Annotated in this window: 16 protein-coding genes and 1 pseudogene; 10 read left to right on the forward strand and 7 right to left on the reverse strand. The window is 73.6% G+C overall.

Translation table 11 applies throughout. From position 1 onward, the window contains the following. The first annotated feature begins 427 nt into the window (after positions 1-427). On the forward strand, positions 428-1,147 hold the full coding sequence (locus ACWEPX_RS11760; RefSeq protein ID WP_451897084.1) for a sulfite exporter TauE/SafE family protein: 720 nt from the start codon (positions 428-430) through the stop codon (positions 1,145-1,147). A gap of 33 nt (positions 1,148-1,180) precedes the next feature. Here ACWEPX_RS11760 and egtD read toward each other — a convergent pair whose 3' ends face one another. The 4 genes and pseudogenes from egtD to egtA all read right to left on the reverse strand — a co-directional run bounded on the left by egtD (position 1,181) and on the right by egtA (position 5,465). Beyond that, complete coding sequence (gene egtD, locus ACWEPX_RS11765; protein WP_451897211.1) at positions 1,181-2,173, reverse strand: L-histidine N(alpha)-methyltransferase; 993 nt, start codon at positions 2,171-2,173, stop codon at positions 1,181-1,183. A gap of 18 nt (positions 2,174-2,191) precedes the next feature. Beyond that, positions 2,192-2,911 (reverse strand): annotated as a pseudogene (gene egtC / locus ACWEPX_RS11770) (ergothioneine biosynthesis protein EgtC); the annotation flags it as partial. Positions 2,912-2,913: 2 nt separating this feature from the next. Then, positions 2,914-4,233: an ergothioneine biosynthesis protein EgtB gene (gene egtB, locus ACWEPX_RS11775; RefSeq protein ID WP_451897085.1), complete on the reverse strand. Its 1,320-nt coding sequence runs from the start codon at positions 4,231-4,233 to the stop codon at positions 2,914-2,916. After that, positions 4,230-5,465 carry an ergothioneine biosynthesis glutamate--cysteine ligase EgtA gene (gene egtA, locus ACWEPX_RS11780; protein WP_451897086.1) on the reverse strand — a complete coding sequence of 412 codons (1,236 nt, stop codon included), beginning with the start codon at positions 5,463-5,465 and terminating at the stop codon, positions 4,230-4,232. Before egtA ends, egtB begins: the two co-directional genes overlap by 4 nt. A 168-nt stretch (positions 5,466-5,633) precedes the next feature. Here egtA and ACWEPX_RS11785 point away from each other — a divergent pair, with 168 nt between their 5' ends. Both ACWEPX_RS11785 and ACWEPX_RS11790 read left to right on the forward strand, forming a co-directional pair. Beyond that, positions 5,634-6,224: a TetR/AcrR family transcriptional regulator gene (locus ACWEPX_RS11785; RefSeq protein WP_451897087.1), complete on the forward strand. Its 591-nt coding sequence runs from the start codon at positions 5,634-5,636 to the stop codon at positions 6,222-6,224. Then, entirely contained in the window at positions 6,225-7,406 is a 1,182-nt protein-coding gene (locus ACWEPX_RS11790; RefSeq protein WP_451897088.1) for an MFS transporter, read from the forward strand. Here ACWEPX_RS11790 and ACWEPX_RS11795 read toward each other — a convergent pair. Continuing rightward, a complete protein-coding gene (locus ACWEPX_RS11795) occupies positions 7,367-7,777 on the reverse strand; it encodes a hypothetical protein (RefSeq protein WP_451897089.1) in 411 nt (136 codons plus the stop codon). The two genes, ACWEPX_RS11790 and ACWEPX_RS11795, sit on opposite strands and share 40 nt — an antisense overlap. Before the next feature lie 248 nt (positions 7,778-8,025). Between ACWEPX_RS11795 and ACWEPX_RS11800 the strand changes: the two genes are divergently transcribed. From ACWEPX_RS11800 to ACWEPX_RS11815, 4 genes are all read left to right on the forward strand, one after another. Next, positions 8,026-9,342 (forward strand): hemolysin family protein, encoded by a 1,317-nt coding sequence (locus ACWEPX_RS11800; protein ID WP_451897090.1) that lies wholly within the window; start codon positions 8,026-8,028, stop codon positions 9,340-9,342. After that, positions 9,339-10,376 carry a hemolysin family protein gene (locus tag ACWEPX_RS11805; RefSeq protein WP_451897091.1) on the forward strand — a complete coding sequence of 346 codons (1,038 nt, stop codon included), beginning with the start codon at positions 9,339-9,341 and terminating at the stop codon, positions 10,374-10,376. The genes ACWEPX_RS11800 and ACWEPX_RS11805 overlap by 4 nt, the downstream gene beginning before the upstream one ends. Beyond that, positions 10,369-11,238: a 3-methyladenine DNA glycosylase gene (locus ACWEPX_RS11810; protein ID WP_451897092.1), complete on the forward strand. Its 870-nt coding sequence runs from the start codon at positions 10,369-10,371 to the stop codon at positions 11,236-11,238. The genes ACWEPX_RS11805 and ACWEPX_RS11810 overlap by 8 nt, the downstream gene beginning before the upstream one ends. A gap of 145 nt (positions 11,239-11,383) precedes the next feature. After that, positions 11,384-12,979: a carbohydrate binding domain-containing protein gene (locus tag ACWEPX_RS11815; RefSeq protein WP_451897093.1), complete on the forward strand. Its 1,596-nt coding sequence runs from the start codon at positions 11,384-11,386 to the stop codon at positions 12,977-12,979. Positions 12,980-13,038: 59 nt separating this feature from the next. Here ACWEPX_RS11815 and ACWEPX_RS11820 read toward each other — a convergent pair whose 3' ends face one another. Continuing rightward, on the reverse strand, positions 13,039-13,377 hold the full coding sequence (locus tag ACWEPX_RS11820) for a tyrosinase family oxidase copper chaperone (RefSeq protein WP_451897094.1): 339 nt from the start codon (positions 13,375-13,377) through the stop codon (positions 13,039-13,041). 213 nt (positions 13,378-13,590) lie between these two features. On the opposite strand from ACWEPX_RS11820, the gene ACWEPX_RS11825 reads away from it, so the two are divergent. Continuing rightward, the gene (locus tag ACWEPX_RS11825) at positions 13,591-13,950 is read left to right on the forward strand and encodes a tyrosinase family oxidase copper chaperone (protein WP_451897095.1); all 360 of its coding nucleotides are present in this window, start codon (positions 13,591-13,593) and stop codon (positions 13,948-13,950) included. Positions 13,951-13,971: 21 nt separating this feature from the next. Beyond that, a complete protein-coding gene (locus tag ACWEPX_RS11830) occupies positions 13,972-14,796 on the forward strand; it encodes a tyrosinase family protein (protein ID WP_451897096.1) in 825 nt (274 codons plus the stop codon). A gap of 79 nt (positions 14,797-14,875) precedes the next feature. On the opposite strand, the gene ACWEPX_RS11835 is transcribed toward ACWEPX_RS11830, so the two are convergent. Continuing rightward, on the reverse strand, positions 14,876-15,310 hold the full coding sequence (locus tag ACWEPX_RS11835) for a DoxX family protein (RefSeq protein WP_451897097.1): 435 nt from the start codon (positions 15,308-15,310) through the stop codon (positions 14,876-14,878). An 89-nt stretch (positions 15,311-15,399) separates the two neighbouring features. Here ACWEPX_RS11835 and ACWEPX_RS11840 point away from each other — a divergent pair, with 89 nt between their 5' ends. After that, complete coding sequence (locus ACWEPX_RS11840) at positions 15,400-15,942, forward strand: TetR/AcrR family transcriptional regulator (protein WP_451897098.1); 543 nt, start codon at positions 15,400-15,402, stop codon at positions 15,940-15,942. Positions 15,943-16,010: the final 68 nt, after the last annotated feature.

Here is a 16,010-nt window from a genome sequence, read left to right on the forward strand (position 1 = left end):
GGCCAGGCGGGCACCGCACAGTGGCGGGCGGCTGTCGTCGACGGCGGTCACCCGCGCCTCGGGCCAGGCGGGCACCGCACAGTGGCGGGCGGCTGTCGTCGACGGCGGTCACCCGCGCCTCGGGCCAGGCGGGCACCGCACAGTGGCGGGCGGCTGTCCTGGACGGTTGTCACCCGCGCCGGGGGCCGGGCGGGCGGCTGCTGCACGGGTTGTGCCGCAGCCCTGCACGGTCATCGACTGGGCGGAGGGCTGGGCGGGTGCCTGCCGCGGCTGGGCTGGGTGGGTGCCTGCCGCGGTTGGGCCGGGCGGGTGCCTGCCGCGGTTGGGCTGGGCGGTGGTCGCCTGGGCTGGTTGGGCACGCTGGGTGTGGACGAGTTACGCGCCACATCCGAGGTGGGGTGGGGGTTGGCGCGCATAGGTTGGGCGGATGTCCTGGACGGTTGTCGCGTGCGCCGGTGTGATCATGCTGGTGGCGGCGGTGGTGCAGGGGGCGGTCGGGTACGGGCTGAACCTGATTTCCGGGCCGCTGCTGGCCCTGCTTGACCCCGTGTTCGTGCCTGTGCCCATCCTCTTCGTCGCCTGCGTGCTGGCCGCTGGGCTGAGCGTGCGGGAGCGCAAGGCGATTGACTGGTCGGGGGTTGGGTGGGCGATGGCGGGCAGGGTGCCGGGCAATCTGCTCGGGTTGCTGGCGCTGGTCGCGCTGCCGGTGACCGGGTTCAACCTCGTCATCGGGGCGACGGTGCTCGTGTGCGTGGTGTTGTCGGTGGTCACGTGGCGGCCTCGGGTCACCCGGTCGGGGCTGGTGGTGGCGGGGACCGCCTCGGGGGTGTTCGGCACGGTCAGTGCGATCGGGGGGCCGCCGATGGCGCTGCTGTACCAGAACCAGGCTGGGCCGACGGTCCGGGCGACGCTGAACGCCTTCTTCCTGCTCGCCGCGGTGTCGTCGGTGGTGACGCTGGCCGCGGCCGGGCAGGTGCGGGGGGAGCACCTGGTGGCCGCCGCCGCGCTGACGCCGTTCGTCGTGGTCGGCTTCCTGCTCTCCGGGCCCGCGCGGGCGCTGGTCGCCGGGCCGCGGCTGCGGGTCGCCGTGCTGGCGATCGCGGCGGCCAGCGCGGTGCTGCTGATCGTGCGCAGCGCCGTCGGCTGAGGGGAGCGGGCGGGGCCCGCTCCCCTCGGGCGGCTACTCCGCCCGCGACAGCGACAGGGCGAACCGGTTCTGCTCGTCGGTCCACCAGCGGTGCACGGTGAAGCCCGCGGTGGCCAGCTCCTCGGTCATGCCCTCCCGCCGGAACTTGGCCGAGGTCTCGGTGCGCAGTTCCTCCCCCTCGGCGAAGTCGACCGCCATGCCCAAGCCCGCGATCTGCACGCGCTGGGCGCGGGTGGAGCGCAGCCGCATCTCGATCCACTCCTGCTCGGCGTCCCAGGCCGCGACGTGCTCGAACGCCTCGACGTCGAAGTCCGCCCGCAGCTCGCGGTTGAGCACGCGCAGGACGTTGCGGTTGAACTCGGCGGTGACGCCCGCGCTGTCGTCGTAGGCGCGCAGCAGGGTGTCGCGGTCCTTGACCAGATCGGTGCCCAGCAGCAGCCACTCCCCCGGCAGCAGCGTCCCGCGCAGCGCGCCGAGGAACTTGGCGCGCTCGTCGGGCAGCAGGTTGCCGATGGTGCTGCCCAGGAACGCCACCAGCCGCGGCGGCTGCCCGGGCACCAGCGCCAGGTGCTCGGTGAAGTCGCCGACGACCCCGCGCACCTCGGCCAGCGGGTACTCCCCGGCCAGCGCCGCGGTCGCCTCGCGCAGCGCGGACTCCGAGACGTCCAGCGCCACGATCTGGCGCAGGGTCCCCGCGTCGCGCAGGGCGGTCAGCAGCAGCCGGGTCTTCTCCGACGACCCCGACCCCAGCTCGACCAGGGTCTGCGCGCCGGTCGCCGCGGCGATCTCGGCGGCGCGGGCACGCAGGATCCCGGCCTCGGCGCGGGTCGGGTAGTACTCGGGCAGGCGGGTGATGGCGTCGAACAGCTCGCTGCCCCGGGCGTCGTAGAACCACTTGGGGGGCAGGGACTTCGGGGTCGCCGCCAGCCCGGAGCGCACGTCGGCGGCGAGCGCGCGGGCGGCGTGGTCGGCGGGCAGGTGGATCTCCACGGTGGTGGGCACGCGGTGGCCTTCCGGCTCGGGCAGTGCGGTGATCCGCACGTGGGGATGGGGGTCGAGGGTGGCGGTCACCAGCGAGCGGTCGGCGATGGGCGTCCACCGCGGCGAGTCGTCCCACGGCTCCGACGCCAGCACGACCGAGTCGTCGGTGCGCAGCGCGGACAGGGAGTGCCACCAGGTCGTCGCGGCCAGCTCGCGGCCGTCGGTCAGCAGGAGGTTCAGGCGGGAGGCGGGAGCGGCGGCGATGACGTCGGCGACCACCGCGGCCAGCGCGTCCCCGAGGGCGGCGCCCGCGCGCAACCGCTTGCGCACCAACGCCCAGAGGAACGCGCTGTCGGTGGGCGCGTCCAGCGTCATCAGGTCGACCACGGGCAGCGTCGCGGCCAGGTCGGCCACGCTGTCGGGCCAGCCCGCGATGACGCCGTTGTGGCTGAACAGCCAGTCCCCCTCGGCGAAGGGGGCGCACGCGGTCTCCACGACCGGCATGCCGATCGTCGCCGAGCGGGCCGCGGCCAGCACGGCCCCGCTCGCCGTCGCCGCGGCCAGCGCGGCGAACGACTGGTCCGTCCACATCGGAACGGCGCGGCGGTAGCGCACGACACCCGACGGCGCGTGCCAGCCGACGCCGAAGCCGTCGGCGTTCACCGTGCCGCCGCGGCGCATGTCGACCGGCGCCCAGGTCTGCTTCAGCAGGCCGGACGGCGGGTCGAGCAGCAGCCGGGACAACGGCACGGCGGGGCCGAGGTACCCCAGGTGGCGGCACACGGTCAGGGCCGTTCCGCGGTCCGCGCGCAGCGGAACCCGGCGAAGATCTGCCGCCGGATGGGGTGGTCCCAGTTGCGGAAGGTGCCGCGCACCGCGGCCGCGTCGGTGCCGAAGGAGCCCCCGCGCAGCATCTTGTAGTCCCCGCGGAAGAACACCTCGGAGTACTCGCGGTACGGGAACGCCCGGAACCCGGGATAGGGCAGGAAGTCCGAATCGCACCACTCCCACACGTCGCCGATCAGCTGGCGCACGCCCAGCGGGGACTCCCCCGCCGGGTAGGCGCCGACCGGCGCGGGCCGCAGGTGCCGCTGCCCGAGGTTGGCGTGCTGCGGGCCGGGGTCCTCGTCACCCCACGGGTAGCGGCGGGAGCGCCCGGACGCGGGATCCCAGCGGGCGGCCTTCTCCCACTCGGCCTCGGTGGGCAGCCGCTTGCCCGCCCACTTCGCGTACGCGGCGGCCTCGTGGAAGCACACGTGCACCACCGGTTCGTCCAGCGGGACCGGCTCCACGACGCCGAAGCGCGTGCGCGCCCAGCCGTCGCCGTCGCGCTCCCAGAACCGGGGCGCGCGCAGCCCGGCCTTCTGCCGGTGGGCCCAGCCCTCGGCCGACCACCAGCGCTCGTCGTCGTAGCCGCCCGCGTCGATGAAGGCCAGGTAGTCGCCGTTGCTCACCGGCGCGGCGTCGATCCAGTACGGGGCCAGGTCGACGGTGAAGGCGGGCCGCTCGTTGTCCAGCGCCCACGGCTCGGTGGAGGTGCCCATGACGAACGGTCCACCCGGGACCAGGACCTCGCGCGCGGGCAGCGGGGCGGCGGGCGGCGGGGCGGGCGCGTGCAGCACCGGCGCGCCCTTGCGCAGCTGGTGGGTGGCCAGCATCGTCTCGTCGTGCTGCTGCTCGTGCTGCACGATCATGCCGAAGGCGAAGCCGCCGGCCACCAGCGCGCGGCCCTCCAGCGGGGTCCGCTCCAGCACGTCGAGCACCTTGTCGCGCACCTCGCGGACGTAGCCGCGGGCCTCGGCCGGGTTGAGCAGCGGCAGCGCCGGGCGGTTGGCGCGCGGGTGCTGGAAGGCGTCGTAGAGGTCGTCGATGTCGTGGCGGACGGGCTCGCGCCCGCCCACGTCGCGCACCAGCCACAGCTCCTCCTGGTTGCCGATGTGCGCCAGGTCCCACACCAGCGGCGACATCAGCTTGGAGTGCTGGCGCACCAGGTCGTCGTCGTCCACGGCGTCGGTGAGCAGGGCGCTGCGCTCGCGGGCGCGGCGCAGGTCCTGCGCGAGGCGCTCGCGCAACCGCTCGGCCTGGATCTTCTCCGTGCTGGTCATGCTGGCCTCCCGAGGGTGGTGAGTCGATCGGCGGTGCGCTGCAGCCGGGCGGTGACCGCGGCCGCTGCGCCGGGCGGCAGGCCCAGCGCGGGCAGCGCGCGCAGGCCCAGATCGATGACGGTGCGCGCGGCGTCGGCGGTGGGCCGGTCGGCCAGGCCGAGCCGGGCCGCGGGCAGCCACCGGTCGGCGACCGGCGCGCAGGCGGCGGCGACCGCCTCGACGGTCGCGCGGGCGGACATCAGGGCGGCCAGCAGCGCCGCCGGGGTGATCCAGTCGCCGCCGTGCTGGGTGTCGAGGTAGCGGACCTCCAGGTAGCCGTGCGGGCGGACCGGGGGGAACAGGGTGGAGATGTGGTAGTCGAGGTCGGTGGTCGTCGGCGCGGTCGGCAGCGCGCCCGCGATCCAGTCGGCGAAGGTGACCCCGGCAGGCGCGTCCCACGCCCCCTCGGCGCGGCGCACGCACAGCAGGGGCGTGTCCAGCACGTGCTTGGCCCACGTGCCCACGGGGTCGGCGGTGATCGGCACCGGTCTGCTGCGCGCAGGGTCCACCCCGAGCACCGCCCGGGTCCGGGTGGAGGCCCAGCCGGTGACCTGGCCGGACAGGACGGGCGAGTTGGCGAACAGCGCCACGAACACCGGGCCCAGCGAGCTGACCGCGGCCCAGCGGACCGCGACGTCGCCGGGCTGCCCGACGTCGATGCAGACCTGCAGGCCCGCGGTGGCGCACATCATCGTGATGCCGTCGGGGCCGATGGGGGCGAAGGCGCGCTCCATCGCCGCGTAGCGCGGGGTGTCCAGGAGCCGGATGGGGCGGCGGAAGGCGTCCGTGCCGCGGTCGCCGAGGGTGAGCCCGACCTCGTCGAGCCGCAGGCACAGCGTGCGGTGGTCGGCGGTGACCGCGTCGATGAGGTCACCGAAGTCCGCTGCGGGCTGGGAGGAGATCTCAACCTGGCCGCCGGGTTCGAGGGTGACGGCCGAGCCTGCTGGGAGCGGGAGGTGGGGACTGTCGGGGCGCAGGGTGCGCGGGGTGTGCGGGCCGAGGGCGGCGGCGAGGAGGTCCGGGTCGAGCGGCCGCCGGGGATCGTCGCGGTGGTGGACGGTCCATTCCAGCTCGACGCCGGTCAGTCGCGGAGGCCCGTGCTTGAAGCACACCGAGGCGACGTAGGCCTCGGCCTCGACGCGGGCCCGCAACCGCCTGCCATCCGGTTGGGCGGCTTTGCGGAGTGCGGTCACGTGCGTGGTCCCTTTCTGAAGGAGAATCGCTGTGCCGTAACATCACCGCTTTGCGGCCCGTCCGACGCTACACGCGGGGGCCGACAGACGCAGCCGTCCGATCGGGACGTGATACCCAATACGTACGTACGGATTGCTTCTTGCGCACCCGGCTGCCACGATCGCCCCATGCCACGGGTAAGCCAGGACCACCTGGACGCGCGCCGCCGCCAGATCCTCGACGGGGCCCGCTCCTGCTTCGCCCGCCACGGCTACGAAGGCGCGACGGTGCGCAGGCTCGAAGAAGCCACCGGCCTGTCCCGCGGGGCGATCTTCCACCACTTCCGGGACAAGGAGTCCCTCTTCCTCGCCCTGGCCGAGGACGACGTGCTGCGCATGACCGAGGTCGTCGCCGAACAGGGCCTGGTGCAGGTGATGCGCGACCTGCTCGCCACGCCGCCCGGCAACGGCGACAGCCCCGCGGACTGGCTGGGCACCCGGCTGGAGGTCTCCCGGCGGCTGCGCACCGACCCGGAGTTCCGCGCCCGCTGGGCCGAGCGCTCCGACCAGCTGACCACCGCCACCCGCAACCGCCTGCTGCGCCAGCGCGAAGCCGGGAACCTGCGCGACGACGTGGATGTGACGGTGCTCACCGCGTTCCTGGAGCTGATGCTGGAAGGGTTGGTGTCGCACATGGCGATGGGACTGCCCGCCGACGACCTCGGCCCCGTGCTGGACCTGGTGGAGGAGAGCGTGCGGCGGCACCGCAGAGGGGGCTGATTGCGCGCGTACCTGGGGGCGGCGACGTGCGCGCGCGTCGCGGACGAGATGGTCGGTGTCGCGTTCGTCCTCTTAGTCCTGGAACGCACGGCTGATCCGCTGCTGGCGGGCGGGATGGTGACGGCGTACACGCTGCCGTCGGTGGTGTCGGGGCCGCTGCTGGGCGCCTGGCTCGACCGGACCGCGCACCGGCGCGCGGTGCTGGCGCTGGGCGGGGTGCTGCTGGCGCTGGCGTGCGTCGGGCTGGTGCTGACCGAGGGCTGGCCCGGCTACGCGCTGGCGGCGCTGACCGGGTTCGCGCTGCCGCTGACCAGCGGCGGCTACTCCAGCCTGGTCCCGCACCTGGCGACCGACCTGACCCGGGCCAACTCCCTCGACGCCGCGGTGTTCAACCTCTCCGCGATCGCCGGTCCAGCCGTAGCCGGGACGTTGGCCGCCGTGGTCTCCCCCGAGGCCGCGGTGCTCGCCATCGCCGGGCTGGCCGCGGCGGGCGCGGCACTGACCGGCCTGCTGCCCGCGATCCCCCCGGCGTCCGGGGAGCGGACGGGTCTGCTGTCGACGGTCCGCGCCGGTCTGGGCCACCTGGTCCGGACCCCGCCGCTGCGCGGGGCGACCCTGACGACCGTGCTGAGCCTGGGTTCGGTGGGCATCCTGGCCACCGCCCTGCCGCTGCGGACCGAGGAGCTGGGCGCGGGCCGGGAGTCGGCGGGCCTGGTGTGGGCGGTGCTGGAGGTCGGCTGCCTGGCCACGACCCTGGCGCTGGGCAAGCGCCTGCTGGGACGCCGGGTGGACCTGGTGGTGCACGGGTGCGTGGCGGCGTACGGGGTGCTGATGCTGACCTGGCCGCTGGCGGGCTCCCTGCCCGCGCTGCTGGCCCTGGTCCTGGTGGCGGGGCTGGCCGAGGGCCTGGCCCTGCCCGGCATCATGGCCGCCCGCCAGCAGCACAGCCCCCCGCACCTGCTGGCCCAGGTCGCCACGACCGGCGCCAGCCTGAAGATCGCCGCCTTCGCCGTCGGCGCCGCGGCAGGCGGCTGGCTGGTGCCCGCGGCAGGCCCGGGAACCGCCATCATGGTGGTGGCCGCCGCCCAGCTGGCGGCGGCGGGATTGGGGGTTCTGGTGGGGCGCTCGGGAACCCCAAACCGTCAGTCGACCGAGGTGCCCAGGAGTTGGCCTGCCCAGTAGGCGTCGAGGGGGACGAGGTCGTAGTCGCGGCATTCGGGGAGGTCGGCGCCGCTGATGCGGACCGTGCAGCCGCCGCGTTCGAGGGGGAGGTTGCGCAGCAGGAGGGACCACTGCCAGGCGCCGCGGGCGTCGCTGCGGGGGCCTGCGGCGCGGGCGGGGTACGGGGCCTCGACGACGTGGACGATGACGTCGCCGGTCGCCGGGCGGGGGGCGCCGTGGGACTGGTCGATCTCGACCATGAGCCTGCCGCCGCCGAGCGGGCGGAACAGCGTCACCAGGCGGAAGCGGTGCCCACCCACGTCGTCGCGGAAGGCCATGCGCCGGGTGCGGTTCTCCAGCACGGCGCGGTGGGCGTCCGCAGAGGCGTCCACGGGTTCGAGGGTCATCCGCATGTCAATCGTTTACCACCCCCCGCGACGCGCTGTCGGGAAGAAGACACCGCATCACCCGTACGCCTTAGACTGTGCCGGTTGACTCCGGTTCGAGCGCGGCTCGCGCTCGGCCCCACCCGCCGAGGAGAGACCCCCGACATGCGCGAGGCGCAGTCCCCCGGTCGCAGTAGCGAGCCGGGAGAGAGTCCCGGCTGCCATACCGGTCCGGAAGCCGAGCGGGGTGCTCGGTGACCGGGGTCCTGCTGAGTGCGCTCGGCCTGCTGGCCGTGACGGTGCTGACCGCGGGCACCGCCCTGTTCGTCGCCGCCGAGTTCTCCCTGACGACGCTGGAGCGCACCCAGGTAGACCAGCACGCGGCCACCGTCGGCGACCGCAGGGCGCTGGCGATCCAGAAGGCCCACCGCAACCTGTCCTTCCAGCTCTCGGGCGCGCAGCTGGGCATCACGATCACCACGCTGGTCACCGGCTACATCGCCGAACCGGCGATCGCCCAGCTGATCAAGCCCGCCGTCACCGCCCTGGGCGTCCCGGAGCCGGTGGCGCGGGCGGTCTCGCTGGTGATCGCGCTGACGCTGGCGACCGCGCTGTCGATGGTGTTCGGCGAGCTGGTGCCCAAGAACCTGGCCATCGCCCGGCCGCTGCGCACCGCCCGCGCCGTCACCATCCCGCAGATGGCGTTCTCCTCGGCGCTGCGCTGGCTCATCCACGGCCTCAACAGCGCCGCCAACTGGACCGTGCGCAGGCTCGGCGTCGAGCCGCAGGAGGAGCTGCGCTCGGCGCGCTCGGCGCAGGAGCTGGGCGGCCTGGTCCGCTCCAGCGCCGCCCTGGGCACCCTCGACACCGAGACCGCCGCGCTGCTGAGCCGGTCGCTGGTCTTCGGCGACCGGGTCGCCGCCGAGCTGATGACCCCGCGGGTGCGGGTGCGCGCCCTGCGGGCCGACGCGGCCGTGCCCGAGCTGGTGGAGCTGGCCCGCGCCACCGGGCACTCCCGGTTCCCGGTGCACGGCGGCGACCTCGACGACGTGCGCGGCGTCGTGCACGTCAAGCAGGTCTTCGCCGTGCCGCCCGCGCAGCGGGCCACCACCCGGGTCGGCTCGCTGGCCCGGCCGGTGCTGACCGTGCCGGAGACGCTGGAGGGCGACGCGCTGCTGGAGCGGCTGCGCGGCACCGGCCTGCAGGTCGCCATCGTCGTCGACGAGTACGGCGGCACCGCGGGCCTGGTCACGCTGGAGGACCTGGTCGAGGAGATCGTCGGCGACGTGCGCGACGAGCACGACCGCGGCGAGGTCGCCCCGGTGCGCAGGCTCGGGCGGGACAGCTGGCTGGTCTCGGGCCTGCTGCGCGACGACGAGCTGGCCGAGGCCACCGGCTTCCGGATGCCCGACGGGGAGTACGAGACGCTCGGCGGGATGGTGGTGACCCGGCTGGGCCGCATCCCGGGGATCAACGACGAGCTGGCCGTGGACGGCTGGCGCATCACCGTGCTGCGGATGGACCGCCACCGGGTGGCCGAGCTGCGGCTGGCGCGGGGGGCCGAGGCGTGACCGAGCTGCTGGCCCTGGCCGCGACCGCGCTCCTGCTGCTGGGCAACGGGTTCTTCGTCGGCGCGGAGTTCGCCATCATCACCGCCCGCCGCGACCGGCTGGAGGCGCTGGCCCGCGACGGCGAGCGCCGGGCCACGGCGGTCATCGAGGCGGGCAGGCAGCTCCCGCTGCTCATCGCGGGCGCGCAGCTGGGCATCACGGTGTGCTCGCTGGGCCTGGGCGCGCTGTCCGAGCCGGTGATCGCGCACCTGCTGGAGGCGCCGCTGGGCGCGCTGGGCCTGCCCGCGGCGGTGGTGCACGGCATCGCCTTCGCCATCGCGCTGGGGGTCGTGGTCACCCTGCACACGATCATGGGCGAGATGGTGCCGAAGAACCTGGCCATCGCCGGTCCCGAGCGCGCGGCGATGGCGATGGTGCCCGCGCACTTCGCGTTCTGCCGGATGGTCCGGCCGGTGCTGGCGCTGTTCACCGCGGTGTCGACGTGGCTGCTGGGCCTGGGCAAGGTGGAGCCCAAGGACGAGGTGGAGAACGCCTACACCCACGACGAGCTGGCCACGCTCATCGCCGAGTCCCGCCGCGAGGGCCTGCTCGACGAGCCCGAGCACCGCAGGCTGGCCCAGACCCTCTCGTCGGTGGGCCGCACGGTCGCCGAGGTGGTGGTCCCGCTGGACCGGATCACGGTGGTGCCGCACCCGCCGACCGTGGGCGACATCGCCGCCGCGGTGTCGGACACCGGGTACTCCCGGTTCCCGGTGCGCCGCGCCGACGGCGAGCTGGACGGCTACGTGCACGTCAAGGACGTGCTGGACCAGGTCGACGCCGACCCGGCCGCGGTGGTGCGGGTGCGCGGGCTGCCCGAGCTGCCCGCCGACGCCCGCCTCGACGACGCGCTGGCCGCGCTGCGGCGGGCCCACAGCCACCTGGCCAAGGCGGTGGCGGCGGACCGTACCGTGGTGGGCGTGGTGGCGTTGGAAGACCTGGTCGAGGAGTATGTCGGCCGGGTGCGGGACGGGACGCACGTGCGCAATGACTGAGGTGCTGGAGGAGGCCGCGTGGCAGGCGCGGCGCGCGGCGCACGTGGCCTTCGTGCGCCGCTGGACCGAGCCGCACCTGGCCCGGCGGCAGCGCCGGGAGAAGCACCCGGTGCTGGACTTCCTGTTCACCTACTACTCCCACCGGCCCGCCCGGCTGGAGCGCTGGCACCCGGGCCCGGGGGTGGTGCTGGCGGGCGAGTCGGCGCGGGAGTACCTGGCCGTCCCCGGCTACGTCGAGGTCGACGGCGGGGTCGCGGTGGACCCGGTCCTGCCCGAGCCGCGGCGGCGCACCGCCGAGTTCGTCCGCGCGCTGCTCACGGCCACCGCCTCCCGGCGCCCCCGGCTCGGCTGCTTCGGGCTGCACGAGTGGGCGATGGTCTACCGCGCGCCGCAGACCCGCCACGAGCTGCCGCTGCGCCTGGGCCAGGAGGGCACCGACGCCGTCGTCGAGTCCTCGACCATCCGGTGTGGACACTTCGACGCCTTCCGGTTCTTCACCCCGCAAGCCCGCCCGCTCAACACGCTGACGCCCACGCGCGAGTCCCAATTGGACAATGAGCAGCCGGGGTGCCTGCACGGCAACATGGACCTGTTCAAGTGGGCGTACAAGCTGGACCCCTACACCCCCTCGGAGCTGACGGCGCAGTGCTTCGCGCTGGCCGCCGACATCCGCGAGCTGGACATGCGGGCCAGCCCGTACGACCTGGCCGACCTGGGCTACCCGCCGGTGCGGATCGAGACCGAGCGCGGGCGGGCGGAGTACGCGCGCGCCCAAGCCGCCTTCGCCGAGCGGGCGGCCCCGCTGCGGGCGCGGCTGGTCGAGCTGTGCGACGCGCTGCTCGACCCCGCAGCATCTCGGTGATCGAGAGCAGGATTGACACCGCGCCCGCTCTGGGACTTGAATCCAAAAGGTCCAGACCAATTTCCCTGCTCCCTGCACCGCGGCCCGGTCCCCCGACGGCCGCCGCAGGTCTTCACCGGGAGGCCGAGTGCGTACCCGAAACCGAGTGCTCGCCTGTGCGAGCACAACCCTCATCGCGTGCGCGGGTGTGCTGGCAGCGCCCACCGCGCAGGCCGCGAACCTGCTGACCAATCCGGGCTTCGAGTCCGGCTCGCTGACCGGTTGGTCCTGTTCCGGCGGCAGCGGTTCGGTCGTCAGCAGCCCCGTCCAGGCGGGCACGAAGGCCCTCGCCGCCGCGGCGACCGCCAGCAACAACGCGCGCTGCTCGCAGACGGTGTCCGTGCTGCCCAGCACCGCCTACACCCTGACCGCGTGGGTGCGCGGCACCTACGTGCACCTCGGCGTCGCGGGCGGCGCCTTCACCTGGACGCCGTCGGCGTCGAACTACACCCGCCTCACGGTCAACTTCACCACCGGCGCCTCGCAGACCAGCGCCGAGGTCTACCTGCACGGCTGGTACGGGCAGGGCACCTACTACGCCGACGAGATCAGCCTGGACGGCCCGGGCGGCGGCGACGACACCGAGGCCCCGTCCGTCCCGACCGGGCTGCGGGTCACCGGCGCCGCGGCGAACAGCGTCTCGCTGGCCTGGAACGCCTCGACGGACAACGTGGGCGTGGCCGGCTACGACGTCTACCGCGACGGCACGCTGGCGACCTCGGTCACCGGCACCTCCGCCACCGTCGGCGGGCTCTCGCCCAACACCGAGTACAGCTTCACCGTGCGGGCCAAGGACCGGGCGGGCAACACCTCGGCGCAGTCGACCGCGGTGCGCGGGCGCACGACCGAGGACGGCGGCGGCGGTCCCGGCTTCGTCCAGGCGGCGCCCTACCTCTACCTGGGCTGGGGCAACCCGCCGAGCGCGCCCGAGGTGATGCGGGCGACCGGCATCAAGTGGTTCACGATGGCGTTCATCCTCGCCCAGAACGGCTGCAACCCCTCGTGGGACAGCCAGCGCCCGCTGCTCGGCGGCGTGGACGAGAGCACCATCAAGGCCATCCGCGCCGCGGGCGGTGACGTCGTGCCGTCGATCGGCGGCTGGAGCGGCAACAAGCTCGGACCCAACTGCGCCACCGCCGAGGCGCTGGCCGGGGCCTACCAGAAGGTGATCGACGCCTACGGCCTCAAGGCCATCGACGTCGACATCGAGAACACCGACGAGTTCGAGAACCCGGCGGTGCAGGACCGCATCCTCACCGCGCTGAAGATCGTGAAGCAGAACAACCCCGGCCTGCGCACGATCCTCACCTTCCCGACGCTGCGCAGCGGCCCCAACTCCTGGGGCAACCGGCTCATCGAGCGGGCGCAGGCGCTCAACGCCGACATCGACAACTGGACGATCATGCCGTTCAACTTCAGCGGCCACGACGACATGTACGGGGCCACCATCAGCGCCACCGAGGGGCTGAAGAACAAGCTGAAGTCCGTGTTCGGCTACACCGACGCCCAGGCGTACGCCCGCATCGGCATCTCGGGCATGAACGGCAACAGCGACGTCGGCGAGGTCACCACGCCGCAGATCTGGACCCAGATCCGCGACTGGTCCAACAGCCACCACATCGGCAGGCTGGCGTTCTGGTCGGTCAACCGCGACCGGCCGAACTGGGAGTTCACCCGGATCACCGCCGGTTTCACCGGCTGACGGTTCCGCACAGCGACGACGCCCCCCGGCTGCGGCCGGGGGGCGTCGTTTCGCAATTTTCAGCCGACGGGAGCCGGGTTTTCGCCGCCGAGCGTGCGCACCGCGGCCCGGCCGGTTTCGAGCAGGCTGGGGAACAGCTCATAGGCATTCACCTGGCTGTAGTACATGCCCTCCTCCGTTCGGTAGACGACCAGCTCGTGGAATTCGATGAATACGGCCCTGCGGACAACCGGACCGGAGTCGCACCGGTCGTTGACGATCAGCAGCCGCTGCTGGTAGAGCTCGGCGTCCAGCGACGGGGTGCAGCGATCGGCCTGCGGGCTCGCGCTCGCCGTCAGCGGCGCGGCCACGCCGACCAGGGCGGCGGCGGCCGCGCAGGCGGCAAGGATTCGGCGCATTTCGGACAACCCTTCGACGTGGTGGCGAAAGCTTGCCCACCAGATTAGCAACCGGTGATCTTCCGGCCCAGCACTTGATCTTGCCGCGGTTCGCCAGTACGTTCGATGGCAGGGCGAATCCGCCCGCCTGGGGAAATGCCGACTTCGCACCATTTCGTGCTGCGCTGAAAACGCGCTGAGGGGAACGAAGCTGCCATGAATTCGAACATCGGGATGAATCGGCGCAGATTGCTGACCGGGGCCGTGGCGACCGGGGCGCTGGCCGTGGTGGGGACCAGCGGCGCGCTGCTGCTCAACGCCGCCAGCGGCGCGGCCGCGGCCACGGTCTCGGACAACTTCGACGAGGTCTACCAGGGCAGGCGCATCCACGGCGGCGTGGTGCACACGCCGGGCATCGCGCCGCAGGACCTGGTCTACATCGATGACGACCAGCTCCACGTCATGCGCAACGCGGACGGGACGGTCTCCACCTCGGTCAACCACTACCAGAGCTTCGACACGCTGCAGTCCGCCGCGCAGGCCGCCGTCGACACCCTCGGCGACCTCCGCCCCGTCGGCACCGCGCACCACTGACCCGGGACGGAGGAGACGATCATGGGTGTCCGCAAGAACCAAGCGAACCTGACCGCGACCGAGCGGGCGAACTTCGTCAACGCGGTGCTGCAGCTGAAGGCCAACGGCGGCTACGACCCGTTCGTGAGCCAGCACATCGCCCGGGGCAACGCCGACAGCGACTTCAGCGTCCGCGTCGGCCACCGCTCCCCCAGCTTCCTGCCCTGGCACCGCAAGTACCTGCTGGACTTCGAGGCGGCGCTGCAGGCGATCGACCCGTCGGTGAACCTGCCGTACTGGGACTGGACGACGGCGGGCGCGAGCTCGACGCTGTGGGCGAACGACTTCATGGGGCCCAACGGGTCCTCGGCGCAGAACTGGCGGGTCACGGCCGGGCCGTTCGCGCAGAGCAGCGGCAACTGGACGCTGAACGTGCGCTCGGACTCGGCCAACTACCTGCGGCGCAGCTTCGGCGCGGGCGGCACCACGCTGCCCACGGCGGCGAACGTGTCCACGGTGATGGCCCTGACCACCTACGACACCTCGCCGTGGAACAGCCAGTCGCTGAACAGCTTCCGCAACTACCTGGAGGGCTTCCGCGGCCCGAACCTGCACAACCGGGTGCACAACTGGATCTCGGGGACGATGGCGGGCTTCGGCTCGCCCAACGACCCCGTCTTCTGGCTGCACCACTGCAACGTGGACCGCCTGTGGTCGCAGTGGCAGGCCGCCCACCCGAGCGCGCCCTACGTCCCGACGGCGGGCACCGCCAACGTCAACGACCTCAACGACCCGATGGACCCGTGGTTCGGCAGCGTGACGCCCGCATCGATGCTCAACCACAGCGCTTGGTACACCTACGCCTGACGCACCGCGGGCGGTGAACCCCTTGGGGTTCACCGCCTTCGGTCGGTGTCGGCGCGGAAGTGATTTAGCCGCAAGCGGTTCAGGTGAAGGCGACCACACCGCACGCGGCGATGAAGACGACCTGCACCACCGCGCGCACCGGCAGGGGCATCGTCTTGATCCCACCGCCCGCGCGGGCGGCGTGGACGTTCGCCGGGAACATCACCACCATCAGCGCGGCCAGGCAGAGGGCCGCGGCCCGCGCCGTCCACGGCACGAGCAGGCCCACGGCTCCGGCCAGCTCCAGCACTCCGGTCAGCGTCACCAAAGCCGCCGGGTTGGGCAGGTTCGGCGGCACCATCCGGATCAGGTGGTCGCGGCGGGGCCGGGTGAAGTGCGCGCTCGCCGTCAGCGCGAACATCGCCGCGAGCCCGACTTGGGCCGCGTGCGGCCACGAGTCCAGCCACGGCACCCCGATCACCCCGGCCAGCCGGGCCAGACCGGTCATCACCACGAGCACGACCAGCGGCGCCATCATGCCTCCCCCAGAATCTTGACAGCGACAAGATAGGCCGCGCCCCGAGATCTTGTCAATGACAAGTTCGGTGCGCCAGGATGGGCGGCATGACCAAGGGCGGCTACCACCACGGCGACCTGCGCGCGGCGCTGCTGGCGACCACCGCGGAGCAGATCGCCGCGGGCGGGGTCGACTCGGTGTCCATGCGGGAGCTGGCCCGCCGCGCCGGGGTGTCGCACGCCGCGCCCGCCCACCACTTCGGCGACCGGCGCGGGCTGCTCACCGCGCTGGCCACCGAGGGTTTCACCCGCCTGGCCGACGAGCTGGCCCCCGCCGCGCCGGACCTGCGCGAGCTCGCGGTGGCCTACGTGCGCTTCGCGCTGGGCAACCCCGGCCACTTCGAGGTGATGTTCCGCCGCGACCTGCTGCGCGCCGACGACGCCCGGCTCGCCGCGGCCCGCGAGCGCTCCGGGCAGCTGCTGCGCCGCGGGGTCGGCGACCGGGCGGACGCCGCCCTGGCCGCGTGGTCGCTGGTGCACGGCTTCGCCGCGCTGTGGCGCGAGGGCGCGCTGGCGGGCTCCGCGCTGGCCACCGACCCCGACCCCGAGGCCCTCGCCCGGCAGATGATCGAGGCCATCCGGCTCGGCTGAGGCCGGGGAAAGCGCGGGGAAAGCGCGCCCGGCCAGGGTTCGCCGCGACACCAAGCGAATCCTGGAGG

This window comes from Actinokineospora sp. NPDC004072 (assembly GCF_053604195.1).

Bases quoted from the DNA above. Each gene is read 5' to 3' on its own strand.
- ACWEPX_RS11840 (WP_451897098.1), top strand. From the start codon at position 15,400: ATGACCAAGGGCGGCTACCACCACGGCGACCTGCGCGCGGCGCTGCTG.
- ACWEPX_RS11835 (WP_451897097.1), bottom strand. From the start codon at position 15,310: ATGGCGCCGCTGGTCGTGCTCGTGGTGATGACCGGTCTGGCCCGGCTG.
- ACWEPX_RS11825 (WP_451897095.1), top strand. From the start codon at position 13,591: ATGAATCGGCGCAGATTGCTGACCGGGGCCGTGGCGACCGGGGCGCTG.
- ACWEPX_RS11785 (WP_451897087.1), top strand. From the start codon at position 5,634: ATGCCACGGGTAAGCCAGGACCACCTGGACGCGCGCCGCCGCCAGATC.
- ACWEPX_RS11810 (WP_451897092.1), top strand. From the start codon at position 10,369: ATGACTGAGGTGCTGGAGGAGGCCGCGTGGCAGGCGCGGCGCGCGGCG.
- ACWEPX_RS11820 (WP_451897094.1), bottom strand. From the start codon at position 13,377: ATGCGCCGAATCCTTGCCGCCTGCGCGGCCGCCGCCGCCCTGGTCGGC.
- egtB (WP_451897085.1), bottom strand. From the start codon at position 4,233: ATGACCAGCACGGAGAAGATCCAGGCCGAGCGGTTGCGCGAGCGCCTC.
- ACWEPX_RS11830 (WP_451897096.1), top strand. From the start codon at position 13,972: ATGGGTGTCCGCAAGAACCAAGCGAACCTGACCGCGACCGAGCGGGCG.
- ACWEPX_RS11760 (WP_451897084.1), top strand. From the start codon at position 428: ATGTCCTGGACGGTTGTCGCGTGCGCCGGTGTGATCATGCTGGTGGCG.